General features: G+C 73.3%; 24 protein-coding genes. 20 read left to right on the forward strand and 4 right to left on the reverse strand.

What is annotated here, in order from left to right; genetic code table 11:
• Position 1 precedes the first annotated feature (1 nt).
• Genes ACIBEA_RS11325 through ACIBEA_RS11350 form a run of 6 tightly spaced genes read left to right on the forward strand, consistent with a single transcriptional unit; the run spans position 2 to position 5,460 of the window.
• Positions 2 to 448 (forward strand): ester cyclase, encoded by a 447-nt coding sequence (locus tag ACIBEA_RS11325; RefSeq protein ID WP_399259593.1) that lies wholly within the window; start codon positions 2 to 4, stop codon positions 446 to 448.
• Complete coding sequence (locus ACIBEA_RS11330; protein ID WP_399259594.1) at positions 445 to 1,344, forward strand: FAD binding domain-containing protein; 900 nt, start codon at positions 445 to 447, stop codon at positions 1,342 to 1,344. The genes ACIBEA_RS11325 and ACIBEA_RS11330 overlap by 4 nt, the downstream gene beginning before the upstream one ends.
• Positions 1,341 to 1,895, forward strand: coding sequence for a (2Fe-2S)-binding protein (locus ACIBEA_RS11335; protein ID WP_399259595.1), 555 nt, complete (start codon positions 1,341 to 1,343; stop codon positions 1,893 to 1,895). Before ACIBEA_RS11330 ends, ACIBEA_RS11335 begins: the two co-directional genes overlap by 4 nt.
• Positions 1,892 to 4,231: a xanthine dehydrogenase family protein molybdopterin-binding subunit gene (locus ACIBEA_RS11340; RefSeq protein ID WP_399259596.1), complete on the forward strand. Its 2,340-nt coding sequence runs from the start codon at positions 1,892 to 1,894 to the stop codon at positions 4,229 to 4,231. Before ACIBEA_RS11335 ends, ACIBEA_RS11340 begins: the two co-directional genes overlap by 4 nt.
• A gap of 60 nt (positions 4,232 to 4,291) precedes the next feature.
• Complete coding sequence (locus tag ACIBEA_RS11345) at positions 4,292 to 4,693, forward strand: acyl carrier protein (protein ID WP_399259597.1); 402 nt, start codon at positions 4,292 to 4,294, stop codon at positions 4,691 to 4,693.
• Complete coding sequence (locus tag ACIBEA_RS11350; protein ID WP_399259598.1) at positions 4,690 to 5,460, forward strand: 4'-phosphopantetheinyl transferase family protein; 771 nt, start codon at positions 4,690 to 4,692, stop codon at positions 5,458 to 5,460. The genes ACIBEA_RS11345 and ACIBEA_RS11350 overlap by 4 nt, the downstream gene beginning before the upstream one ends.
• Positions 5,461 to 5,572: 112 nt before the next feature.
• On the opposite strand, the gene ACIBEA_RS11355 is transcribed toward ACIBEA_RS11350, so the two are convergent.
• Positions 5,573 to 5,866: a DUF6087 family protein gene (locus ACIBEA_RS11355; protein ID WP_399259599.1), complete on the reverse strand. Its 294-nt coding sequence runs from the start codon at positions 5,864 to 5,866 to the stop codon at positions 5,573 to 5,575.
• A 13-nt stretch (positions 5,867 to 5,879) separates the two neighbouring features.
• Positions 5,880 to 7,253, reverse strand: a complete 1,374-nt coding sequence (locus ACIBEA_RS11360; protein WP_399259600.1) for a Tat pathway signal protein — start codon at positions 7,251 to 7,253, stop codon at positions 5,880 to 5,882.
• Positions 7,254 to 7,406: 153 nt separating this feature from the next.
• On the opposite strand from ACIBEA_RS11360, the gene ACIBEA_RS11365 reads away from it, so the two are divergent.
• The 11 genes from ACIBEA_RS11365 (at position 7,407) to ACIBEA_RS11415 (ending at position 19,489) form a co-directional block, all read left to right on the forward strand.
• A complete protein-coding gene (locus ACIBEA_RS11365; protein ID WP_399259601.1) occupies positions 7,407 to 7,673 on the forward strand; it encodes a putative ATP-grasp-modified RiPP in 267 nt (88 codons plus the stop codon).
• Between the two features lie 3 nt (positions 7,674 to 7,676).
• On the forward strand, positions 7,677 to 8,657 hold the full coding sequence (gene tgmB / locus ACIBEA_RS11370) for an ATP-grasp ribosomal peptide maturase (protein ID WP_399259602.1): 981 nt from the start codon (positions 7,677 to 7,679) through the stop codon (positions 8,655 to 8,657).
• On the forward strand, positions 8,654 to 9,859 hold the full coding sequence (tgmC, locus tag ACIBEA_RS11375; protein WP_399259603.1) for an ATP-grasp peptide maturase system methyltransferase: 1,206 nt from the start codon (positions 8,654 to 8,656) through the stop codon (positions 9,857 to 9,859). Before tgmB ends, tgmC begins: the two co-directional genes overlap by 4 nt.
• A 253-nt stretch (positions 9,860 to 10,112) precedes the next feature.
• Entirely contained in the window at positions 10,113 to 11,531 is a 1,419-nt protein-coding gene (locus ACIBEA_RS11380; protein ID WP_399259604.1) for a protein kinase, read from the forward strand.
• Positions 11,532 to 11,600: 69 nt separating this feature from the next.
• Positions 11,601 to 12,239: an HAD family hydrolase gene (locus ACIBEA_RS11385; RefSeq protein WP_399259605.1), complete on the forward strand. Its 639-nt coding sequence runs from the start codon at positions 11,601 to 11,603 to the stop codon at positions 12,237 to 12,239.
• Positions 12,240 to 12,293: 54 nt separating this feature from the next.
• Positions 12,294 to 13,454, forward strand: coding sequence for a helix-turn-helix domain-containing protein (locus ACIBEA_RS11390; protein WP_399259606.1), 1,161 nt, complete (start codon positions 12,294 to 12,296; stop codon positions 13,452 to 13,454).
• Positions 13,455 to 13,549: 95 nt separating this feature from the next.
• Complete coding sequence (locus ACIBEA_RS11395; protein WP_399259607.1) at positions 13,550 to 13,768, forward strand: hypothetical protein; 219 nt, start codon at positions 13,550 to 13,552, stop codon at positions 13,766 to 13,768.
• Between the two features lie 307 nt (positions 13,769 to 14,075).
• Positions 14,076 to 15,284: a transposase gene (locus tag ACIBEA_RS11400; protein ID WP_399259608.1), complete on the forward strand. Its 1,209-nt coding sequence runs from the start codon at positions 14,076 to 14,078 to the stop codon at positions 15,282 to 15,284.
• Positions 15,285 to 15,330: 46 nt separating this feature from the next.
• On the forward strand, positions 15,331 to 16,497 hold the full coding sequence (locus tag ACIBEA_RS11405; protein ID WP_399259609.1) for a ParB/RepB/Spo0J family partition protein: 1,167 nt from the start codon (positions 15,331 to 15,333) through the stop codon (positions 16,495 to 16,497).
• Positions 16,498 to 16,527: 30 nt separating this feature from the next.
• The gene (locus ACIBEA_RS11410; protein WP_399259610.1) at positions 16,528 to 18,054 is read left to right on the forward strand and encodes an MFS transporter; all 1,527 of its coding nucleotides are present in this window, start codon (positions 16,528 to 16,530) and stop codon (positions 18,052 to 18,054) included.
• Positions 18,055 to 18,154: 100 nt separating this feature from the next.
• Positions 18,155 to 19,489 (forward strand): FAD-binding oxidoreductase, encoded by a 1,335-nt coding sequence (locus ACIBEA_RS11415; protein WP_399259611.1) that lies wholly within the window; start codon positions 18,155 to 18,157, stop codon positions 19,487 to 19,489.
• A gap of 89 nt (positions 19,490 to 19,578) precedes the next feature.
• On the opposite strand, the gene ACIBEA_RS11420 is transcribed toward ACIBEA_RS11415, so the two are convergent.
• Together ACIBEA_RS11420 and ACIBEA_RS11425 are read right to left on the reverse strand one after the other, a co-directional pair.
• Positions 19,579 to 19,998, reverse strand: a complete 420-nt coding sequence (locus ACIBEA_RS11420) for a VOC family protein (RefSeq protein WP_385775210.1) — start codon at positions 19,996 to 19,998, stop codon at positions 19,579 to 19,581.
• Entirely contained in the window at positions 19,995 to 20,708 is a 714-nt protein-coding gene (locus ACIBEA_RS11425) for a class I SAM-dependent methyltransferase (protein ID WP_399259612.1), read from the reverse strand. Before ACIBEA_RS11425 ends, ACIBEA_RS11420 begins: the two co-directional genes overlap by 4 nt.
• Before the next feature lie 246 nt (positions 20,709 to 20,954).
• Here ACIBEA_RS11425 and ACIBEA_RS11430 point away from each other — a divergent pair, with 246 nt between their 5' ends.
• The 3 genes from ACIBEA_RS11430 (at position 20,955) to ACIBEA_RS11440 (ending at position 23,692) form a co-directional block, all read left to right on the forward strand.
• Positions 20,955 to 21,779 carry an SDR family NAD(P)-dependent oxidoreductase gene (locus ACIBEA_RS11430; RefSeq protein ID WP_399259613.1) on the forward strand — a complete coding sequence of 275 codons (825 nt, stop codon included), beginning with the start codon at positions 20,955 to 20,957 and terminating at the stop codon, positions 21,777 to 21,779.
• 96 nt (positions 21,780 to 21,875) lie between these two features.
• On the forward strand, positions 21,876 to 23,078 hold the full coding sequence (locus ACIBEA_RS11435; RefSeq protein ID WP_399259614.1) for an acyl-CoA dehydrogenase family protein: 1,203 nt from the start codon (positions 21,876 to 21,878) through the stop codon (positions 23,076 to 23,078).
• A 32-nt stretch (positions 23,079 to 23,110) separates the two neighbouring features.
• On the forward strand, positions 23,111 to 23,692 hold the full coding sequence (locus tag ACIBEA_RS11440) for a PhzA/PhzB family protein (RefSeq protein WP_399259615.1): 582 nt from the start codon (positions 23,111 to 23,113) through the stop codon (positions 23,690 to 23,692).
• The last annotated feature ends 10 nt before the right edge of the window (positions 23,693 to 23,702 follow it).

The raw sequence follows: 23,702 nt of genomic DNA on the forward strand, positions 1-23,702 counted from the left end.
CATGCCGGGGACGGCCCTGAGTGTGGAGGAGCGCAAGGCCAAGGCCGCGCAGCTCTTCGAACGGATCATCACGCACGGCGAGCTCGACCTCGCCGACGACCTCTTCCACGAGGACTTCAGCTGGCCGCAGTTCGGCCTGCACGGCCCGGAGGGGGTGCGCACCTGGGTGCGGGCCTTCCGGACCTCCTTCCCCGACATGGTGGACACCGTCGTCGAGCAGTGGGCCGAGGGGGACACCGTCATCTCCCGGGTGGAGTGCACCGCCACCCAGGTCGGCGCCTTCCGCGGGCTGCCGCCCAGCGGCCGCAAGGCCACCTTCGCGGCGCTGGGCATCGACCGGTTCCGCGGGGACAAGATCATCGAGCGGTCGGCGCACTTCGATCTCGCCGACCTGATGCGCAAGTACGGCCACACCGAACTGCGCGTGCCCCCGCAGGACGCGCCGTGAGGCCCGCCCCGTTCGACTACGTCCGCCCCGCCAGCGCGGCGGAGGCCGTGTGGGCGCTGGCCGCGGCCCACGAGGCCGGGCGCGACGCCCGGGTGCTCGCGGGCGGCCAGTCGCTCGTCCCGCTGCTGAACCGGCGCGCGCTGCGGCCCGACCTGATCGTCGACCTCGGCCGGGTGCCCGCGCTCACCGGCATCCAGACCGGCCGGCGCGGCATCCGCATCGGCGCCCTCACCCCGCACGCCACCGTCGAGCGCAGCACCGACCCCGAGCTGAACCGCCGGCTGCCGGTGCTCCCCGAGGCGGCCGCGCTGATCGGACAGGTGCCGGTGCGGGTGCGCGGGACCGTCGGCGGCAGCCTCGCGCACGCCGACCCGGGCGCCGAGTGGTGCCTGCTCGCGGTGCTGCTGAGCGCCGAACTGACCCTGTTGGGGCCGGGCGGCACGCGGGTGGTGGGCGCCGACGCCTTCCTGCGGGGGCGCCACCGCACCGCCCTGCGGCCGGGGGAGATCCTGGTCGAGGTGCGCTTCCCGGTCGCGGAGCCGGCCGCGGCCCTCGTCGAGTACGCCGTCCAGCCCGGCCGGATCCCGGAAGCGGCCGCCGCCGCGGCCCTGGTCCTGGACGCCGACGGGCGGATCGGCTCCGCCCGCCTCGCCCTGGCGGGACCGCTGGAGCGCCCCATGCGGATCCCGGCCGCCGAGGCCCTGCTGATCGGGGCCCGCCCCGGCCAGGAGAGCTTCGCGGTGGCCGCCGCCAAGGCCGTACGGATCACAGGGGCCACCGGTGACCTGGGCACCCTGGCCGCCGTACTGGCCCGCCGGGCGCTCGCCGAGTCCGCCGCCCGGGCCGCCGTACTGGCCCCGCTGCGCCGCGACAGAATGGAGCTGATGCCGGTATGACCCCCTCGGCCTCGGGCTCCGTCTCCGCACCGACCCCCCTCACCCCCGCCGCCCGCGCCGTACCCGTGGCGCTGACCGTCAACGGCGAGCGCCGCGCCCTGGACGTCGAGGCGCGACGCAGCCTGGCCGACGTGCTGCGCCGTGACCTGCGGCTCACCGGCACCCAGGTGGGCTGCGAGACCGGGGTGTGCGGTTCCTGCACGGTGCTGCTCGACGACGAGCCGGTGCGGTCCTGCGCGGTGCTCGCCGTGCAGGCCGACGGCGGCTGCGTGGAGACCGTCGAGTCCCTCGCCGCACCGGACGGCGAACTCGGCCCGCTCCAGACCGCGTTCCGCGACCACTTCGCCGTCCAGTGCGGCTTCTGCACCCCCGGCTTCCTGATGCTCGCGACCGCGCTGCTGCGCCGCGATCCCGAACCGGACCGCGGCGCGGTGCGGGCCTGCGTCTCGGCGAACCTGTGCCGCTGCACCGGCTACCAGTCGATCGTGGACGCGGTGTCGGCCGCCGCGGGGGCGGCCCGCGCCGAGGCCGCCGCCGAGGAGACACCGTGAGCACCGGGGTGGTGGGCGCCGGCGCCGTCGGCCGGTCCGTGCCCCGGTCGGAGGACGACCGGCTGCTGCGCGGCCGCGGCCGCTTCCACGACGCGGTGGCGCGCCCCGACCAGCTGTGGCTGCGCGTCGTACGGTCCCCCCTCGCGCACGCCCGGATCCTCGGCGTGGACACCGCGCGGGCCGCCGCCCTGCCCGGGGTGGCGGCCGTGCTCACCGCCGCCGACCTGCCCCCGGACCTGCGGATACCGGTCCGTCAGCCGCATCCCGGGATGGACTTCACCGCCTACCTCCAACCGCCGCTCGCCACCGGGTACGTCCGGTACGCGGGGGAGCCGGTGGCCGTCGTCCTCGCCGAGGACCCCTACGTCGCGGAGGACGCCGCCGAGCTGGTCGCCCTGGACCTGGCGGAGCTGACCCCGGCGCTGGACGCCCGTACGGCGGCGGCCGGGCCCGGGCCCGTCTCCCTGGCCGGGACACCCGCGGCCCGGGTCGGCACCGTCGACTTCACCTACGGGGACGTGGACGCCGCCTTCGCCGCCGCCGCCCACGTGGTCCGCGCCGACCTGCGCACCGGACGGCACAGCGGCACCCCGCTGGAGCCGCGCGGCCTGTTCGCCGAGCTGGAGGACCCGGGCGGACCGGACGAGCGGATCGTCGTGCGGGGCGCGGCGAAGATCCCGCACATCAACCGGCGGGTCCTGGCCTCCCTCCTCGGCGTCCCCGAACACCGCATCCACATGCGGGAGACGGACGCGGGCGGCAGCTTCGGCATCCGCGGCGAGTTCTATCCCGAGGACTTCCTCGTGCCCTTCCTGTGCCTGCGCACCGGGCGCCCGGTCAAGTGGTCCGAGGACCGGGCCGAGCACATGGTCGCCGCCAACCACGCGCGCGAGCAGGAGCACCGGATCGAGCTGGCCCTCGACGCGGACGGTTTGCTGCTGGGACTGCGCGACGAGGCCTGGCTGGACAACGGCGCGTACGTCCGCACCCACGGCGCGGTCGTCGCGGCGCTCACCGCGTCGATGATCTCGGGCGCCTACCGGATCCCCGCGTGCAGCTCGCGCGTGCACATCGTCACCACCAACAAGACCCCGATCGGCACCTACCGGGCGCCGGGCCGCTTCCAGCACAACTTCGTGCGCGAGCACGCCCTCGACCTGGCCGCCACCCAACTGGGCGTCGATCCGGTGGAGTTGCGGCGGCGCAATCTCCTCACCGGCGCCGAACTCCCGCACCGGCGGCCGATGCAGGTCTTCGGCTCGCCCCTGGTCCTCGACGGCAAGGACCACCTGGAGCACTTCGACAAGGCGCTCGCCGCGGTCGGTTACGCCCGCTGGCGCGAGGAGGCGCGGGCCGCCCGGGCCGCGGGACGGCTCGTCGGCACCGGCTGCGCGGTCATCCTGGAGAAGGCCGGGCTCGGCTACGACAGCGCGGTCGTCGACATCGGCGTGACCGGCGCGGTCCGGGTCGCGATGGGCGGCGCCAACGTCGGGCAGGGCATCGAGACCGTGATGGCGCAGATCGCCGCCGACGAACTCGGCGTGCCGCCGGCCGCGGTGCGGGTCGTGCTCTCCGACACCGACGTCCTGCCCGACGGCGGCGGCACCTTCGGCAGCCGCTCCACGGTCGTCGGCGGCGAGGCCGTGCGCCGCGCGGCGGCGGCGGTGCGCGAGAAGGCGGTCCGGGTGGCCGCGGGCCTCCTCGACGTCCCGCCGCAGTCCGTGCACCCGGTGCCCGGCGGCCTCGGCTCGACCGGCTCGACCAGCTCCCCGGCCGAGATCGGCTGGCCCGCGCTCGCCGCGGCGGCGTTCACCCCGCGGTGGATCCGCACCGGCGAGGAGGCCGGCCTGATCGGCCGGGCGACGTACGCCGCGGACGGGATGACGTACCCCTACGGCGCCCACTTCGCGCAGGCCGAGGTCGACCCGGGCACCGGCGCGGTGCGGCTGCTGCGGTACGCGATGACCTACGAGATCGGGCGCGCGGTGCACCCCGAGGCGGTGCGCGGCCAGCTCGTCGGCGGCGCCGTCCAGGGCATCGGCGGCGCGCTGTCCGAGGAGTTCCGCTACGACGCGCGCGGCCGCCCGCTGTCCCTGACCCTGGACGACTACCTGTGGCCGCGCGCCGCCGATCTCCCCGAGATCCAGGTGGAGATCTACGAGGACGCCCCGGCCCCGGGCAACCCACTGGGCCTGCGCGGAGCCGGCGAGGGGGGCACCGCGGGCAGCGGGGCCGTCGTCGCGGGCGCCGTACGGGACGCCCTGGGACTGCCCGGCGACGTCGGCGCCCTCCCGCTGCACCCCGCGCGGGTGCGCTCCCTGATGTCCCACCCCTAGATGTCCCACCCAGATGTCCCTGCACCACCCCACCCCGCACCACGACTCGAAGGAGGAGCTGTGACGGCGAACCAAGCGGTTCTCGACTGGCTCAATACCGAACCCGACTGGGACGTACCGGCCGAAGTCCCGGGCGCCCCTGTCTCCGACGGCCCTGTCTCCGTGGACGTGACCGCACCCTCGGCGGCCACGCTCGCGTCGGCGACGGCGGCAGAGCGGATGGAACTGGTCACCGACTACGTGCGCCGGGAGGTCGCCCGTTCCGTGGGCGTCACCCCGGCCGCGCTGGACACCGAGCGGACGCTGGTCAGCGTGGGCATCGGCTCGATGCTGGGGCTGGAGCTCCAGTACCGGCTGAAGTCCTCGCTCGGCGTCGCACCCGAACTGACGGAGCTGCTCATGGCCAAGGACACGCACGCGCTGGCGGCCATGGTCGTCGCGCTGCTCGGGTCCGGCGGATGACCGCGAAGCTGGCGCCGCCGGCCGGCGCTGATGTCTGGTTGCTGCGGCAGCCGAAGCCGGACGACATCACCGGCGTGCTGGAGATGACCGAACTGGACGAGAACGAACTCCAGCGGGCCCGCGCCTGTCGCCGCCAGTCCGGCGGCTACCTGTACGCGGCGGCGCACATCGCGCTGCGCCGGGTACTCGCCACGTACGTGGGGGAACCGGCCGGGTCGCTGGAGTTCGGCCGCGGTCCCTGCCCGTGCTGCGACAAGCAGCACGGGCGGCCGATCCTCCTGCAACCCGCCTCCGACCTGCACTTCTCGCTGTCGCACAGCAGCGGGATCGTGCTGATCGGGGTGGCCTCCGTACCCATCGGCGTCGATGTCGAGAAGGTGCCGACGGCCGAGACGGCCCGGGTGTGCACCGCCGCGTTGCACGCGGACGAGCGCGCCGAGCTGGCGGAGGTCCCCGAATGCGCGGGCACCTCTGCCTTCGGGCGGCTGTGGACCCGCAAGGAGGCCTACCTCAAGGGGTTGGGCACCGGCCTCGGCCGGGACCTGTCCCTGGACTACCTGGGGTGGGAGACCGACCGACACCCGAAGGGCTGGTCGGTGGTCGACGTACCGGCGGGCCCCCGCCACACGGCGGCGGCCGCGATCGGCTACGACGGCGCCCCGGCGGGCCCGGTGACCCTGCGCTGGCTCCCGATCGAGAGCCTGTTCACGGGCACCCGCGCCAACCTGGCGCACCGCGACTCGGTCCTCGCGGAGCTGGCCGCCTGACCGCGGCACGCCTGCGGGCCAGCCGTACGAGGATCCCCCGGCCGGGGAAGTCCATCGGCCGGGGGATTCTCGTGCCGTGCTGTCGGAGCGCGTTCCTTACCTTTACCAAGGATCACCGCGCGGCGGGGTCGTCGCCGATCGGGAGTTCGTTCACCCAGGCCTGGGCCACCGCGAGGTCGGGGGCGGTACCGATCACTTGGTACGCGAAGCCGTCCCATGCCTCCAGGACGCGAGGCTCGTCGGGGCGGAGGTGGCCGGCGCCGCCGTTGACGGGCCGGTGGCGCCGGTAGATGTCCATCGGCGGGCGGCGCCGCTTGTTGTACGCGGCGAGCGGGTCGGCGGTGTCGATGGGCGGGACGGCGCGGGACGGCTGGTTGGGTGGTCCCGGTCGGCGGTGCTTGGCCATGTCCTCGATGGTCTCAGGCCGCGACCATCGTCGGACGCGCGGCGGCGAGATCCTTCGCCCGGTCACGTACGTCGTTGACCGCGGTGGTCTCGTACGGGCGGGCCGCGTGCAGCAGCGTGTTGAGCCGGGAAGTCACGAGGGTGGAGTCGACACGGGCCGCGTCGTCGAGCGCCCGCTGTGCGGCCTGGGCGCCGCGTTCGGCCTCGCCCTGGTCGAAGAGGGCGGCGGCGAGCCCGATGCGGTCCATGACGCGTACCCGGTCGAAGCCGGGCTTGCGCAGCGCGAGGGCGTCCTCGAAGTGGATGCTCGCGGGCCGGTGGCCCCGGCCGAGTCCGGCGAGGTCGCGGGCGGAGACCGCGCGGGCGCCGGCGTGCTCAGCGGCGTCGAAGTAGCCCACCCATTCGGGGACGTCATCGCCGAGGCCGTCGCCCAGGAATGCATCGGCGTCGCCGAGGTGCCGGTCCGCCTGGCGCTCGTCGCCGAGGGCCGCGTGCACCCGCCCGGTTTGTGAGGCGACCAGTGCCCGGGTCACGGGAATCTTCGCTTTCGCCGCGGCCACGCCGAGAAGACTCAGGGCGTCTTCCGGGCGGCCGAGGTAGATCATCTGGTGTGACATGCGGGTGACGATCTCCACCCCGCGCTCCGGCTGTCCTGCCTCTCCGGCCGCGTAGATCCCGTAGCTCCAGTACCGCTGCGCGGTCGGGTACCGGCCGCTGTCGTGGCTCACCCACCCGGCGAGCGCCGCCAGGTCGGCGGTTGCCGCGAACACCCGGGTCCGCAGGCTGCGGGGCACCCCGTCCTGGACGCGGCCGGCGACTTCGGCGAGCTGGGCGACGATCGCGGAGCGGTACAGGCCACCGCCCTTGGAGGCGTCGGCCTTTGTGAAGAAGGCGGTGACCTCTTCGAGGGCGGTGACGGTGTCGGTGTCGAAGCCCTTGCGGTCGTTGCTCAGGGCGTGGGCGGTGCCGCCGAGCATCCGTTCGGCGGCGAGGATCAGCGGAGCGCCGATGGCGAGCCTGAGGGTGTCGCGGCGGTTCATGAACAGGTCCATCTGCGTCCATCCGGCCAGGATTTGAGCGGCTGCCTCGGTCAGCAGCGGGAGCTGGATGCCATCCAACACCGGGCCCGCGGCGGTCAGGCCGAGATCACCGGCAGTGAGCACCTGCCCGGTCGCTTCCGAGAGGACGTCGGCAAGCAGGGCGGGGACTGGTGCGCGGGGCCGTTCCCCGTCGGTCCAGCGTCGAACCCGGGTCGCGTCCGGTGCGATCTGCCGATGGCCATGGGCTTTAGCCGCTGTGGCGATCCGTCGGGTGATCTCCCCGTGGGACAGGCCCGTGGCCGCGATCCACAGCGCCAGGTGCGGGTTGCCGGATTTGCTGGACGTCACTGCCTCACCCTCCCCGTCGACGTATACGGAGCGTGGCATTTCCGCCACGGTTCGCGACCCCCACGGTACTGGTGTGGACCCCTGCCGGGCAGCGATTCTGCTCAGGCGGCAGCCGACTTGCTACCGCTCGATGTACAGGGGAAGGAAATGGGCATGGCGACGCTTACACCCCAAGCTCCATGGGCGATGCGGTTGGTCACGGACCGACTGCCGATCGGCCCGCCGTCCTACGCGGCGGTGACGCTCGACGCGTCCACGCAGAGGGCCCGCTACACCGACACCGCCGGCCGGGTGGTGGAGATGGGCGAGCATGGAACCAATCAGACCAATCCGACGACGTCGATGTCCGGCGGCGGTGACGGGGCCGAACCGCAGCCGCAGACCGCGGACGACTCCACCCCCGACTACTCGTCGGACTGATCCATGACCTCCACCATCCTGGTCGTCACCGCGCTGGAGGACGTCACCGCAGACATGGTGATCTCCGTGCTCAACGAGCGTGAGGTGCCCGTCGTCCGGGTCGACCCCGCCGACATCGGGATCGCCCTGACCTTCGCGGCCCGCATCGAGACCGAGGCGCCCGCGTGGGGCGGGCGGCTGGTCACCGGCAGCCGGGAGGTGGAGTTGGGGGAGGTGGCGGCGGTGTATTACCGCCGCCCCACCCCGTACGCCGCCCGGTACGGGCAGCTACCCGCTCAGCAGCGCGACTTCGCGACCGCTGAGGCCCGAAACGGGCTCGGTGGCATCCTGCACAGCCTGAACGGCGCCCTGTACGTCAACCATCCGCTCGCCGTCGCGCGGGCCGAGTTCAAGCCCGCCCAGCTGAGGCGGTTGGCGGAGCTCGGACTCACCATCCCCCTGACACTGGTCACCAACGACGCGGAGCAGGCGCGCATGTTCGCCGCCGAGCACGGGCCGATCATCTACAAGCCCTTCCGCGGCCTGCCCCAGGACGAGGACGGGCACGCCGGAGCGATCTGGGCCCAGCGCGTCGACGGGGCCACCTTCGACGACTCCCTGGGCGTGATGCCGCACCTGTTCCAGGCGGAGGTGCCCAAGACCGGCGACGTGCGGATGACCGTGGTCGGGACGCGGATCTTTGCCAGTCGCATCGAGGCGCCGGACGGCGCCCTTGACTGGCGCCGCGGCGATTGGAACAAACTGGTCCACACCCCAATCGAGGTCCCCGAGTCCATCGCGGCCGCGGCCCTCAGCTACCTGGCATCGTTCGAGCTGGTTTTCGGCTGCTTCGACTTCGCCCTGACCGGCGACGGGAGCGCCGCCGAGCACTGGACGGCCATCGAGTGCAATCCGAACGGACAGTGGGGCTGGTTACCCGACGCGCCAGCCATCACCGAAGCCATCGCCGACATCCTCACCCAGGAAGGAGGCGGCACGCGATGACGATGCCCGCCCACCTTGAGACCGATGCCACGCAACTGCGCCAGACGATGGCAAAGGGCCTTACCGAGGGCGGCGCCCTTGCCGATCCGGCCTGGCGCCAGGCAGTGGAGCGGGTGCCGAGGCACCGGTTCGTGCCAGGCTTCTACCTGCCCGCCGACGAGCGCGACGAGCAGGGCCTGACCGTGTGGGAGCCGGTCACGGCCGAGCTCGACTACGGCCGGTGGCTGGCCGCCGTGTACTCCGACACCACACTGATCACGCAGTTCGACAGCGCCGAACCCGACTGGAAGCAGCCCGCCGTACGCCACGGTGGAGCCCCGACCTCATCCTCCACGCTGCCCTCGCTTGTCGTGCAGATGTGGGCGGACGCCGACGTTCGCGAGGGGCACACGGTGCTGGAGATCGGCACCGGTACCGGGTACTCGACCGCGCTCGCCTGCGAACGTCTCGGCTCCGCCGACGTCACCTCGATCGAGGTCGACCCGCACCGGCTCAGCCAGGCCGCAGGCGCCCTGTACGGCCTGGGCTACACCCCCACGCTCGTGGTGGCGGACGGCCTGTACGGGTACTGGCCCGAGGCGAAGTTCGACCGGATCGTGGCTGCCTGCTCGTTCCGTGCGGTGCCGTCGGCCCTGCTTGCGCAGACCCGGCCGGGCGGGAAGATTCTGCTCACCCTCTCCGGCTGGCTCTACGGTTACGCCCGTGTCCTTCTTACGGTCGGCGCCGACGGGGCCGCCGAGGGCCGACTCCTGGGCGGCACGGTGTCGTTCATGTCCGCGCGTACGCACGCAGCACCGATGTTCGGGAACCCCGCCCACTGGGCCGCGGGCCTTCCCGGGAATGCCCGTACGACGCCGCACAGCCCGCAGCGGATTAGCGCCCCCACCCAGGAGGCGTTCCACCTGCGGTTCCTCGTCCAGAGCGCGGTGCCGGACGTGCAGATGACGACCGTGGGCGAGGTGGTGCACCTGGTCGACGTTGTCACCGGTTCCGCCGCCACTCTCACCCCTGGCGGCGGTGGGTGGGCCGTGCGCGAGGGCGGGCCGGTGAAGTTGTGGGAGCGTATCGAGCGGCTCCTGGACGCCTACGACGCGGCCGGTGCCCCGGGCCCGGAGACGTTCACACTGCATGTCTATGACGGGGGGCAGCACCTGCGGCACCCGCAGATGCCTGGCCTGCCACTGTCCCTGCCCCGGTCCTGACCGGCCCGTACCGCTCCCGGCGCCCCGGCGGGCCCGGTGACCCTGCGCTGGCTCCCGATCGAGAGCCTGTTCACGGGCACCCGCGCCAACCTGGCGCACCGCGACTCGGTCCTCGCGGAGCTGGCCGCCTGAGCCCGCCCCGCCCCCGGGCCCCGCGCACACGCATCCCCCGACCGGGAAACCATCCCGGCCGGGGGATCCGTGCGTGCCCCGATAGGGTGCGTCGGCATCGGCAAGACGGGTGGGGGCTGTGATGGCGCAGGGGCAGGACGACGCATGGGCGACCAGGTTGGGCGGCGCGGTCGGCAACGGTCGTTACGCGCTGGGGCGGTTGCTGGGCAGCGGGGGCATGGCCGCCGTCCACCAGGCGCACGACACCCGGCTGGACCGGGTCGTGGCGATCAAGACGATGCACGCCGAACTTGGCCTCGACCAGGGCTTCCTGAAGCGGTTCGAGCGCGAGGCGCGGACCGTCGCGCGCATCAACCACCCGAATGTCGTGGCCGTCCACGACACCGGTGAGCAGGAGATGCCGGACGGGTCGCCGCCGGTGGCGTACATCGTCATGGAGTACGTGGCGGGCCGCTCGCTCGGCGAGGTGCTGCGGGACGAGGCGGGGCCCCGTGGCGGGCTGGATCCGGCGAGGGCGCTGGCGCTCACCTCGGACGTCCTGGCGGCGTTGGCGGCCAGCCATGAACTGGGGCTGGTCCACCGGGACATCAAGCCCGCGAACGTCATGCTGACGGACCGCGGTGTGGTGAAGGTGATGGACTTCGGCATCGCCCGTGCCCAGCAGGACGACCGACCGGTCACCCAGCTCACCCGGACCGGTTCGGTGATCGGTACGCCGCACTACCTGTCGCCCGAGCAGGCGCAGGCGCTGCCGCTGGACGGCCGCTCGGACCTGTACGCGGTCGGGGTGATGCTCTTCCAACTGCTGACCGGTGAACTCCCCTTCGACGGGGACTCGTTCACCGCGATCGCGGTCAAGCACGTGACGCAGCCGCCGCCGCTCCTCGCGGACATGGGCTGGCAGGCGCCGCCCGCGGTGCAGCGGCTGGTGTCCCGGGCGCTGGAGAAGGATCCGGCGCGGCGCTTCGCGACGGCTGAGGAAATGCGGGCCGAGGTGGACCGGGTACGGGGTGCCCAGGCGGCGCCGGCGCCGGAGTCACTCGAACGCCCCGTACCGACGATGCCGGCATGGCCGCCGGGCGCGGCCGCGGCGATGCCGCAGCGCCAACCCACGGCCAGGCGACCCAGCTCCGTCGCAGCCGTCGCCGCCGGCCTCCTCGCGCTGGTCAGCGCCGGCCTGCTGGTGGCGTTCGCGCTCCTCAACTCGGAGCAGGCCGGCGCGGACGCCCCGTGGACGGGCGTGACGCGTATGAACGTGATCGGCGGTTTGGTCTCCGCCGCCCTGCTGGTGTGGCTGGGGGTGTCCATGCTCACCCGCACCGCCGCTCCCGCCCGCACCCTGGCCGTCGTCTGCGGGCTGATGGCGGTGACGACCCTCGTCGTGCAACCCCTGCTCGGCGTGGCCTTCAGCGCCCAGCTCGACTTCGTGTTCGGCTTCCACAAGCCGACCGGCGTGATGATCGGCCTCGCCACCGTCTTCGAGCTGCTGACCGCGACCGCCGCGGCCGCGAGCGCCATCAAGCGACCGCGAGCGCGGTGAGTGCTCTTCCGTCGGGCCCGTCATCGCTCGATGGTGATGTTCGGACGGGGCCCGTACGCTGGCGGGGTGATGCGGACCGTCGTATTGGACGTGGGCGAGACCCTGACGCGCGACGACCGGTACTGGGCGTCCTGGGCGGACTGGCTGAACGTGCCCCGGCACACGTTGTCGGCCCTGGTGGGCGCCGTCGTCGTGGACGGCCGGGACAACGCCGACGCCATTCGACTGCTGCGTCCGGACATCGACATCGCCGCAGAGTACGCCGCCCGGGAGGCCGCGGGCCAGGGCGAGCGGCTCGACGAGAGCGACCTCTACGAGGACGTCCGGCCGGCCCTGACGGCCCTGCGCCGCCTCGGCCTGAGGGTCGTGATCGCCGGAAACCAGACGGCTCGGGCCGGAGCCCTGCTCCGGGCGCTGGACCTGCCGGTCGACCTCGTGGCGACCTCGGGGGAGTGGGGCGCGGCGAAACCTTCGCCGGCCTTCTTCCGGAAGGTCCTCGCGGTGTCGGGAGCCCCTGCGGACCAGACGCTGTACGTCGGTGACCACCCGGCCAACGACATCCATCCGGCCAAGACGGCCGGGCTGCGCACGGCCCACATCCGGCGCGGGCCGTGGGGTTTCTGGTGGGCGGACGACCCGACGCTCCGGGCGGTCACGGACTGGTCGGTGAACTCGCTCTCCGAACTTGCCGAAGTCGTCAATACGTAGGAAAAGGAAGCCGGTTCATGGCTGCGCTCGTCCCGGCGCGAGTACCGTGCCGCCATGCCCGTGGACCACATCGGACAGCGCATCGCCGCCCTGCGCCGCGTACGGCGCATGACCCAGGCCGACCTCGCCCGTGCGATCCCGGCGTCCCTCTCGACGGTGAAGGCGATCGAAAGAGGTGCGCGCAACCCGAGCGCGGACATGCTGGAGCGGATCGCGGAGACGCTCGGTGTGGACGTGGCCCGGCTCGTCCCGGGATACACCGGGGTCGCCGGACGGGTGCAGGCGGCGCTGCCCTCGATCTCGGCGGCCATCGCCGGGTACGACGTTCCCCTGGACCCTCCGGGCCGCTCGCTGCGACAGCTCACCGTCGACATCGGCACGGGTGTTGAGTGTCGGCTCGCCGCACGGTACGGCCCGATCGCTCTCACGGCTCCCGAGCTGCTCCGGGACGCCCTGGCGCACCTGCATGCCCAGTCCGGACCGGGACGGGCACTGACGGCGCGCCTGGTGGTGGCGGCCGCGCGTACCGCGGACGCGGTGGCGTACAAGTACGGCGCGCACGACCTCTCCGCCCGCTTGATCGAGGTGATGAGGTGGGCGGCCGAGCAAGCGGCCGATCCGGATCTCATCGGCGTGGTGTCGTACGTCAGGGCCGAGACCTTCTTGGCGGCTCACTCCCACCGGGGCGGACTGGTCGCATTGGAGCGGGCGTTGGACGGACGCGCGCCGCTGACGCCAGCGGTGCGGGGTGCCTTGCACATGAGGGCCGCGGTCGTCGCCGCGCGAGCCCGCGACGAGTGTGCGGCCACCGCGCACATGGCCGAGGCGAGGGGCCTGGCCGAGGGGCTCGCGGAGGGCGTGTACCTCGGGACGGCCTTCGGCCGGACGAGCGTGCGCATCCACGAACTCGCCGTTGCCGTAGGGCTCGGCGGAGACCGGATCGGCCGGGCCCTCGGGACGGCGCGTGAATGGCGGCCGGGCGCCGAGGTCCCGGCGGAGCGCCGGAGCGGCTACTACATCGACCTGGGCCGGGCGCAGCTCTGGCAAGGGCGGCCGGACGCGGCCTTCGCGTCCCTCAGGACGGCCCGTGACTTGGCGCCGCAGCACGTGCGGGAGCACCCGTGGGCGCGGGCGGACGTCGAGCGGATCCGTCGGCTCAAGCGCGGCGATGTCGCCGGACTGAGCGCCTTCACCGAGTGGATCGGCGCAGTCTGAGCCGCAGGCGTCAGGGACACACGGAGTAGTCCTTGTGGCCCACGCGGTGGCACACCATCTGTCCGCCCGTAGGTAACGGGCGGACAGGAGGGCCCGTGGACAAGCCTTACGAACTGCCGGGGAGTCGCTGCCAGGACGCCGTTCTGCCCACCCTGCGCGAACTCACGTGGGACCAGGCGGTGGGCAGGGCGTGCTGCTCCTGCGGGAAACAGCTCACTCTGGGGGCGGTCAGCCGGGGCATCATCCGCGGCCACCACGGCGTGCACGTGACGGATGCCGAGGTGTGGTCGTGTCCGAGCGGGGTGAGTGGATGATGGCGGCGTCGACCCGCATCTGCTGCGAATGTGACCGTCCCGTCGTGGGAGGCGGTCACGAGATCGTGCGGGATTCGATGTCCGGTGCGCGCCCGAACGACTGGGCCCATGACGTGGGCGATCCCGCCTGCACGCCGCTCCCGCGCGGTGGGCGGGGCCGCTTCGTGTGAGGGCGCCGTGGGGTCCGGCGGAGGTGACAAAGTCGTTGCGGGGGTGTCGAGGGGTCGCAAAACATAGAGAACACTCGCTATTCTTTATTTCGCTGGCCAACCGACCCGACCCGCCTTGCCGGAGGGAGCTGCCCGCCATGCCGACCGCCGACTTACTCGCCCGGCGTCTCTTCCACTGCCTGCCCCGTACCGATCAGCGCCGTTGGGCCGGTGCCTACCTGTCCGGGCTGTTGGGTACGCCCGGAAAGAAGTCCGTGCGGAACATGGCGCGGTCCACCGCCGCGCTCGGAGCCGCCTCGCAGTCGTTGCACCAGGTCGTCAACGCCAGTACCTGGGACTGGAATCCGGTCCGTCGGGAACTGGCCGCCTGGTGCGGGGAGCAGGCCGGGGTACGGGCGCTGCGCATGGTGCCCGTGGTCATTCCCAAGCGCGGCCAGTGCTCCGCCGGAGTGCACCGCCGCTTCGACCCCGCGGGCGGGCGCACCCTGAGCTGCCAGCTCGCGCTCGGGCTCTTCCTCGTCACCGACCACGGCAGCGTGCCGGTCGACTGGAGGCTGGTGCTGCCCGGCCGCTGGAGCGAGGACGACGAGCTGTGCGAGCGGGCCCGGATACCCGCCGCCGCCCGCACCTCCCCGGCCGCCCCCGCCGCCCACCCCGGGCTCGGCCTCGACCAGGCCGCCGAGGCCGCCGCCGCGCACGCGGCCGCCGCCGGCGTGCCCGTCGTCGCCGAGGCCGCCACCGAGGCCCCCCTCGACGCGGTGCGGCTGATCGCGGGCCTCGCCGCACGCAGCCTCGGCTTCGCCGTCTCCGTACCGCTCGGCACGCCCGTCCTGTGCGGTCCGCCCGGCGACCGCGCGCCCCACACCACCACCGTCGCCCGGCTCGCCGCCCGCCTCGGCCCCTCCTCCTCCCCGCTCGCGGGCGGGCGGCTGCGCCGGGCGCCCGCGCTCATCCGCGTCCCCGGGGTGGCCCGGCCGCTGGCGCTCCTCACCGAATGGGACCCGGCCACCCCGGAGCGGCCGGTGAAGCACTGGATCGCCGACCCCGACGGCCGCACCCTGGCCGCCACCCGGTTCTCCCTGTCGGCCGCCGCCTCGCTGTCGCTGGCCACCTCGATGGACGTGCTGGAGGAGTGCGGGCTGCTCGACTTCGAGGGGCGCTCCTTCCCCGGGTGGCACCGACACATGACCCTCGTCTCGGCCGCCGCCGCCCACCGCCTGCTGGGCGGACCGCAGCGCGCGGCCGCCCGTCCCGCGCGGGTCCCCGCCCCCGAGCCCGCCCCGACCCGCGTGCCCACCCGCGTCACCGCCCAGGTCCACGCCCGAGCCCACGCGTTCAGCGGCTGACCGTGCTCCGCACCCCGTGCCCGAGGATGCCACCCAAGGAGTCGAAATGACCGTCGATACGGCGGCAGCCCCCGTCCGCGCGATCAAGCTGCCCGCCCTCACCACCCTGCCCGTCGTCACGACCCTGCCCGTCGTCACGGCGCTCCCCGTCGTCACCGCGCTGCGCCCGATCACGCTGCCCGCCCCGGCCTCGGCCCTGATGACCGGCTGCGTACCCGTGCACGCGCTGCTGGACGCCGAGTCCCCGCGGCTGGCCGGGGTGGACCAGGACCACGTACGGCTGCTCGCGGGCCTGGAGACGGAGCTGCCGCCGATCGTCGTGCACCGCTCCACCCTGCGGGTGATAGACGGCATGCACCGGCTGCACGCGGCCCGGCTGCGCGGCCGCGAGTCCATCGCCGTCCGCTGGTTCGACGGCACCCGCCCCGAAGCCTTCCTGCTGGCCGTCGAGGCGAACAACCGGCACGGGCTGCCGCTGACCCTCTCCGACCGCCGCGAGTCCGCCCGCCGCATCCTGCGCGCCTGGCCCGACTGGTCGGACCGGGCGGTCGCCGCCAAGGTCGGGCTGTCCGGCAAGACCGTGGGCGTGCTGCGCCGCACCGCCGCCGAGAACGGCGAGGCCGGGGCCCCCGGGGAACTGCCCGCCGCCCGGGTCGGTTGCGACGGCCGGGCCCGCCCGCTCAACGCCACCGAGGGTCGGCTGCGGGCCATGGACTACCTCGCGGTCCGCCCCGAAGCCTCGTTGCGCGAGATCGCCCGCTCCGCCGGGATATCGGTGGAGACCGCCCGCGACGTGCGCGACCGGCTCGGCCGCGGCGAGGGCCCCCTGCCCGGCAGCGGCGCGGGGGCGCGTACGGGCGCCGGTACGGGAGCGCGCGGCGTCGGCCCCGGCGGGCGCGGCGGCGTACGCGCCCCCGCACCGGACGGCGAGGGCGGCGCCCGCCGCCCCGACCGCGCCGCCCTCGACCTCCCTCTCGTCCTGGACTCCCTCAAACGCGACCCCACCCTCAAGTACAGCGACGAGGGCCGCGCGATGATCCGCTGGCTGGAGGCCCGGATGATCCGCGAGGGCGAGAGCGGAGTGGTGCTGCGCGCCCCCGACCACCAGGCCCCCAAGATCGCCGCCATGGCCCGCGCCTGCGCCGCGCACTGGGCCGAGATAGCCGCGGAACTGGAACACCGCGGCGCGAGGTCGGTCACCGAAGAGAACTGAACAACCGCTGAGAGAAGATGAGTTGACACGATGACGACCACCGCGAACACCACCGCCGCGACGAACGCGAAGAATCCGTGGGCCGCGCTGTCGGCCCTCTGTGTCGGCTTCTTCCTGATCATGATGGACACGACGATCGTGACCGTCGCGATCCCCGGCATCATGAGCGGCCTCGACGCCGACCTGAACCAGATCACCTGGGTGCACAGCGTCTACCTGCTCACCTACGCCGTCCCGCTGCTGGTCGCCGGACGGCTCGGCGACCGCTTCGGCCGCAAGCCCGTCTTCCTCGCCGGGATGGCCGTCTTCACCGCCGCCTCCCTGTGGTGCGGGTTGTCCGGCAGCGCGGAGATGCTGATGGCCGCCCGCGCCGTACAGGGCGTCGGAGCCGCGCTGATGGCCCCGCAGACCATGGCCTTCGTGACCACGCTCTTCCCGCCCGACCGGCGTGGCGCGGCCCTCGGCATCTGGGGCGCCGTCGCGGGCCTGGCCACCACGGTGGGCCCGCTGCTCGGCGGCTTCCTCGTCGGCTCCGCGGGCTGGCAGTGGATCTTCCTGGTCAACGTGCCGATCGGCCTCGCCGGGCTCGCCATGACCGTGAAGCTGGTCCCCGGCGGCCAGCCCCGCAACCGCCGCCGCTTCGACCTGCTCGGCACCCTGCTCTCCGGACTCGGCCTGCTCGCCCTCGTGTTCGGCCTGCAGAACGGCCAGCACTACGACTGGGGCACCGTCGCCGGACCGGTCACCGTGCCGATGGTCATCGCCGCGGGCGTGGTGCTGCTCGTCGTCTTCGTGCTCTGGCAGCGCTTCAACCCGCGCGAGCCGCTGATGCCGCTCTCCCTCTTCCGGCGCCGCCACTTCTCCACCGCCGCCTTCGCCGCGGCCGCCATCGGCTTCGCCGTCACCGGCCTCTACCTGCCGCTCACCCTCTACATGCAGGCGGTCATGGAGCTCTCCCCGCAGCAGGCCGGGCTGCTCATGGTGCCCGTCGCCGTCTCCAGCGGGCTGGCCGGGCCGCTGGCCGGCACCCTCTCCGACCGGGTCCCCGGCAAATGGGTGGTCCTCGCCGGCTTCCTGATCTTCGCGGCGGGGCTGGGCATGATCGTGCTGGCGATGCGCCCCGAGGGCGGGGTGTGGCAGCTCGCCGGCGCGCTGTTCTTCGCCGGGATCGGTACGGGCGCCGCCTTCGCGCCCATGGCCAACGTGGCCACCGGCACGCTGCCCGTCACGGAGATCGGTGCGGGGGCCGGGATGTACAACTCGATCCGCCAGGTCGGCTGCGTCATCGGCGCCGCCGCCGTCGGGGTGCTGATGCAGGCGCAGCTGTCCTCCCTCGCCACCGAGACCCTCGCCGAGAACGCCACCACCGCCGAACGCCACGCATTCCACGAGGGGTTGGCGCAGGCGTCGGGAACGACCCTGCTGCTTCCCGTGGTAGTGCTGCTCGTGGGCGCACTCGCCTGCCTGCTCATGCCGTCCGGAAAGTCCGCGCACGCGAGCGAACCCGCCGCGAAGCCGCTGGACGCCCCGAATTCCGACCTGCAAAAGGTCGGCTGAACCACCGCATCGCGTGCCATCGAAAGGAATAGTCCTGATGTCCCATGACAACACCCCGATTGACAACAGTCGGATTGACTTCACCTCCCTTACGGATTCGGTGACCGGACCGGTTTTCACCCCCGGACAGGAGGGCTACGAGGAGGAACTCACCGGATTCCAGACCGGATACCGGCACGACCCCGCCGCCGTGCTCGGCGCGGCCGACGCCGAGGACGTCCGCCTCGCGGTCGCCTTCGCCGCCGAACACGGGATCGCCGTCTCCGTCCAGGCCACCGGGCACGGCGTCACGGTCCTGGACCGGGGCGGCCTGGTCATCAACACCCGGCGCCTCACGGAGGTCACCGTCGACCCCGCGGCGCGCACCGCCCGCATCGGAGCCGGCGCCCGCTGGGAGCAGGTCGTCGAGCGGACGGCCCCGCACGGGCTGGCCCCGCTGAGCGGGTCCGCCGGGCACGTCGGCGTGGTCGGATACACCCTCGCCGGCGGACTCGGGCTGCTGGCTAGGGAGTTCGGCTACGCCGCCGACCTGGTCGAGGCCGTCGAGGTGGTCACCGCCGACGGGCGGGCCCGCCGGGTCACCGCCGACAGCGACCCCGACCTGTTCTGGGCGCTGCGCGGCGGCCGCGACAACTTCGGCATCGTCACCGCCCTGGAGATCTCGCTGCTGCCGGTCGCCACGGTCTACGGCGGCGGCATGTACTTCGACGCGGCGCAGGCCGACCTGGTCCTGGAGCAGTTCCGGAGCTGGACCGCGACCGCCCCCGAGAGCGTCACCGCCTCCCTCGGCATGATCGAGTACCCGCCGATCCCGGTGTTCCCCGAGCCGCTGCGCGGCCGCCACGTCGTGCACATCCGCTTCGCCACCACCGACCTGGCCGCGGGGCCCGAACTGGTCGCCCCCTGGCGCGCGTTCGGCGCCGAGATCATCCACGAGCACCTCGGCGAGCTGGCTTACCCCGAGGTCGGCTCGATCTATGCCGAGCCGACCTTCTCGCACGCCTACGACGGCAACAGCGTCCTGCTGAGCGAGCTGACCCCCGAGGTCCTGGAGGCCGTACGCACCCTGGCCGGGCCCGGATCGCCGGTGGACTGCATCGTCGACCTGCGCCACATGGGCGGGGCCCTGGCGCGCCAGCCCGCCGTGCCCAACTCGGTGCCGTTCCGCGAGGCCGCCTACATCCTGCGCGTCCTGTCCGGATCGGACGAGGCGCCGCTGGCGGAGATCCGCGCCGCCCACGCGGCCCTGGACGAGGCCGTCGCGCCCTGGACCCTGGGCCGCTCGCTGAACTTCGTCTACGGCGAGCGCACCGCCGACGCCTACGCGGGCGAGCTGTACGACCCGGCCACCCGGGCCCGGCTGGCCAAGCTCAAGGGCGTCTACGACCCGACCAACCTCTTCCGCACCAACTTGAACATCGAGCCCGCCGCGTAGGGCCCGGCGCCGCAAGGCGCGGCGCAGCGACAGCGCCCCGGGACCGGATGCGATCCGGTCCCGGGGCGCTGACGTGCGTACGCGGGGGGTCAGGCGGCGGGGGAACCCAGGCCCACGCGGTTGCCCGCGGGGTCGCGCACGTACGCCACGCGCTCGCCCCACGGGGTGTTCTCCGGTTCCTGCACCACCGGGGCGCCCGCGGCCCGCAGGGCGTCCACGGTGACGTCGACGGCCTCCACGAAGACGAACAGGTCCACCCCGCCGGCCGGCAGGTCGACTGCCTTGTCGTCCCGGCTCACCGCCAGCTCCGCGTCGTCGCGGCGCAGGGCGACGAAGTCCGGTTCGCCCTGCGCCGGGTGGCGGTGCCCGGCCCGGAAGCCGAGCCGCTCGTAGAAGGCGGCGGTGGCCCCCACCCGGCGGGCGCGCAGCACGGGGAAGGCGCGCCGCACCACGGCGGGGGCGGCGGGGCGTGCGGGGGTGATGGGGAGCGAGGAGTGCGCCCCGCTCACGCCGCGGACCCGTCGGCGCCGCGGTCGGCGTACAGCTTCCACACCGGCAGCCGGGTGCGGCCCTTGTCGTCCAGCTCGGGGCGCCGGCCGGTGCGCTCGAAGAACTTCTCCATGCCGACCGCGACGCCCGCGTACTCCGACAGCTCCAGCAAGGTGATCGTCCAGCCCGCCGCCGTCAGCGTCGTGCGCAGCTCCTCCTCCGACACCGACAGCGGCGCGGGCATGCCGCCGGGCACGTCGGCGAAGCACAGCACGCTCAGTCGCGCCCCGGGGCGGGTGACCCGGTGCAGGGCGGCCGCGTACAGGGGGCGGGCGGGCGCCGGCAGGGTGTGGAAGAGGGCGCTGTCCAGGACGGAGTCGAAGCGGCCCTCGTAGCCGGTCAGGGCGGTCGCGTCGGCGACGGCGAACTCGATGTCGAGGTCGCCGGCCCGGGCGCGGGCCTGCTCGATGGCGGCGGAGGCGGCGTCGACGGCGGTGACCTTGTAGCCGCGGCCGGCCAGGAAGACGGCGTTGTCGCCGGGGCCGCAGCCCACGTCGAGGACCTCGCCGCTGAAGCGGCCCAGGCGCTCCAGCTCCACCACGTCGGGCTGGGCCTCGCCGATGTCCCACGGGACGACCTTGATGGCGGCCCCTTCGAGCAGTTCGCCGCCCGTGTAGACGGCGTTGAAGTCGGCGGCGGCGTAGTCGTAAGTCTGTTCCGTGGCGCTCACGCGAATCTCCTTGCGGTGAATTCGATCTCGGGGATCCGTAGGTGCGGGATTCACGGCAGTATCACCCGCCAACTCCCGTGTCCGAAACGGTGGTTGGTGTCCGAGCGGGGTGTCCGGGGATGCCCTTCCGCGTCCGTCCGAGGAAATTCCTCACTTGGACGGGGTGTCCGAATTCCTTTCATGGACAGGCCGCGGCGCGTCGGGATGAATGGAGCACAAGCCTCACCGACGGGTTAAGGAGCCGCAGTGACTTCCGCAGTGACAGGAAAGGTCTGGTTCATCACCGGGACGTCCCGGGGCTTCGGCCGGGTCTGGGCCGAGGCCGCCCTCGAACGGGGCGACAAGGTCGCCGCCACCGCCCGCGACCTCGCCTCCCTCGACCCCCTCGTCGAGGCGTACGGCGAGGCGGTTCTGCCCCTGCGGCTCGACATCCGCGACCGGGACGCGGCCTTCGCGGCGGTAGCCGCCGCCCACGCCCACTTCGGCCGGATCGACGTCGTCGTGAACAACGCGGGCTACGGACTCTTCGGCGCGGTGGAGGACATCACCGAGGAGCAGGCCCGCGAGCAGCTCGACACCAACCTCTTCGGCACGCTGTGGGTGACCCAGGCCGCCCTGCCGGTCCTGCGGGCCCAGGGCAGCGGACACATCCTCCAGATGTCCAGCATCGCCGGACTCGCGTCCTGGCCGATGCTCGGCCTCTACCACGCCTCCAAGTGGGCGATCGAGGGCCTGACCGACTCCCTCGCCCAGGAGGTGGGCCGCTTCGGCATCCACGTCACCCTGGTCGAGCCGGGCCCGTACAAGACGGACTGGCGCGGGAGTTCGGCCGTCTGGGCCGAGCCCTCCGAGGCGTACGCCGACTTCGCCAAGGCCCCCTCGGCGGGCTCCGCCCCCGGCGACCCGGCCGCCACGGCCGGCCCCGTCCTGGAGCTGGTCGACCACCCGGACCCGCCGCTGCGCGTCCTGCTCGGCGCGACCGTGCTGGACACGATCACCACCGCCTACGAGGAGCGCCTCGCCGGGTGGAAGCAGTGGGACGCCCTCGCCCGCGCCGCCCAGGGCAACTGAGCCCCCCGAGACATAGCCCGAGACATAGCCCGAGACATAGCCCGATACAGACACCGAACCCGACACCGAGCCAGAACCCTCGAAGGGAAGAAGACCGTGCAGAGTGAAGCCGTGAACGGCGTGGCCCCGGGCCGCGAGGAGCTGGTGGCCCGGGCGGCCGCACTGCGCGCGGGCCTGTGGGAGGACGCACCGCAGAGCGACGGCGCGCGGCGGCTGACCGGGCGGAGCATCGACGCGGTCACCGGCGCGGGCCTGATGCGGCTCATGACCCCGCAGCGCCTGGGCGGCTACGAGGCCGACATCCGCACCCTGCTGGAGGTCGCCACCGAGGTGGGCCGCGGATGCAGCTCCACCGCCTGGATCACCGGCGTGCTGAACGCGGGCAACTTCGTCGCCTCCCTCTTCCCCCGCCAGGTCCAGGACGAGGTGTGGAGCCTGAACCCGGACGCCCGCACCGCCCTCGTGCTCGGGATGCCCGCCCGCGGGATCGAGAGCGCCGACGGCGGGGTGCTGGTCACCGGTGAGTGGGCCTACGTCTCCGGTTCGCTGCACGCCGACTGGGTGGGCGTGCTGATCGCGCGGCCGGTCGAGGACTCCGACCCGGTCGTCCACTTCGCCCTGATGCGGGCCGACGAGGTCGAGATCAAGGACACCTGGCACTTCGCCGGGATGCGCGGCACCGGCAGCAACACCGTCGTCGCCTCCGGGGTCTTCGTGCCCGAGCGCCGCCTGCTGCCCTACCTGCCACTGCTCAACGGCGAGACGGACGGGCTGATCGACCCCGCCCACCGCTACCGCAACAGCCTGGTCGGCCTCTTCTCCATCGGGCTGCTCGGCTCGCTGCTCGGCGGAGCCACCGCCGCCTTCGACTTCGTCCGCGAGTCGGCCCCCAAGCGGCCCGCCGCCGGGTCCCGCTACCCGAACCAGGCCGAGTCGCCCTCGCTCCAGCTGGACCTGGCCGAAGCCGCCACGAAGATCGAGACGGCGAAGCTGCTGGCCGCCAAGGTCGCCGACGCGGCCGACGCGGCGGCGTACGCGGGGGAGTTCGCGGACGTCCTGGTCCGGGCCGCCGCCCGGCAGTACTCCACGCAGGTCGCCCAGCTCTGTCGGGAGGCCGTGGACCTGCTGATGACGGCGTACGGCTCCTCCGCCTTCAACGAGGCCAACCCGCTCCAGCGGATCTGGCGCGACGTGAACGTCGGCAGCCGCCACGCGGGCTTCGGCATGGGCATCCCGCAGCAGCTCTACGGCCGGGCCCTGGTCGGCCGCGACCCGCGCGAGATCAGCCTGCTGGTCTGACCGCCGCCCTCCTCCCACCGGAAAGGAACACCGTGTCTTTCGAGCAGACGGCAGACGAGCAGACGGCGGACGAGCGGACGGCGGACGAGCGGACGGCGGACGAGCGGACGGCGGACGAGCGGACGGCGGACGAGCGGACGGCGGACGAGCGGACGGCGGATGAGCAGGCGGTCCGCGAGCACAACCGGAGCATCGTCGAGCAGTACATGAACACCCGCGGCGAGGACCGCCTCCGCCGCCACCTCCTCTTCACCGAGGACGGCGTCGGCGGCCTGTGGACCAACGAGACCGGCAACCCGATCACCATCACCGGCCGCGACCGGCTCGGCGAGCACGCGGTGTGGTCCCTGCGCTGCTTCCCCGACTGGGCCTGGACGGACGTCGAGATCTTCTCCACCCAGGACCCGAACCGCTTCTGGGTCGAATGCCGGGGCGAAGGAAAGATCGTCTACCCCGGATATCCCGTCGGTCACTACACCAATCACTTCATCCACTCCTTCCTCTTCGAAGACGGAAAGATCAAGCAGCAGCGCGAGTTCATGAACCCCTGCCAGCAGTTCCGCGCCCTCGGGATCGACGTCCCGCAGGTACGGCGCGAAGGAATCCCCACGTAGTAAGGAGATG

Origin of the sequence: Streptomyces sp. NPDC051555 (assembly GCF_044454405.1) — a bacterium.
In the GTDB taxonomy this organism is placed as follows: domain Bacteria; phylum Actinomycetota; class Actinomycetes; order Streptomycetales; family Streptomycetaceae; genus Streptomyces.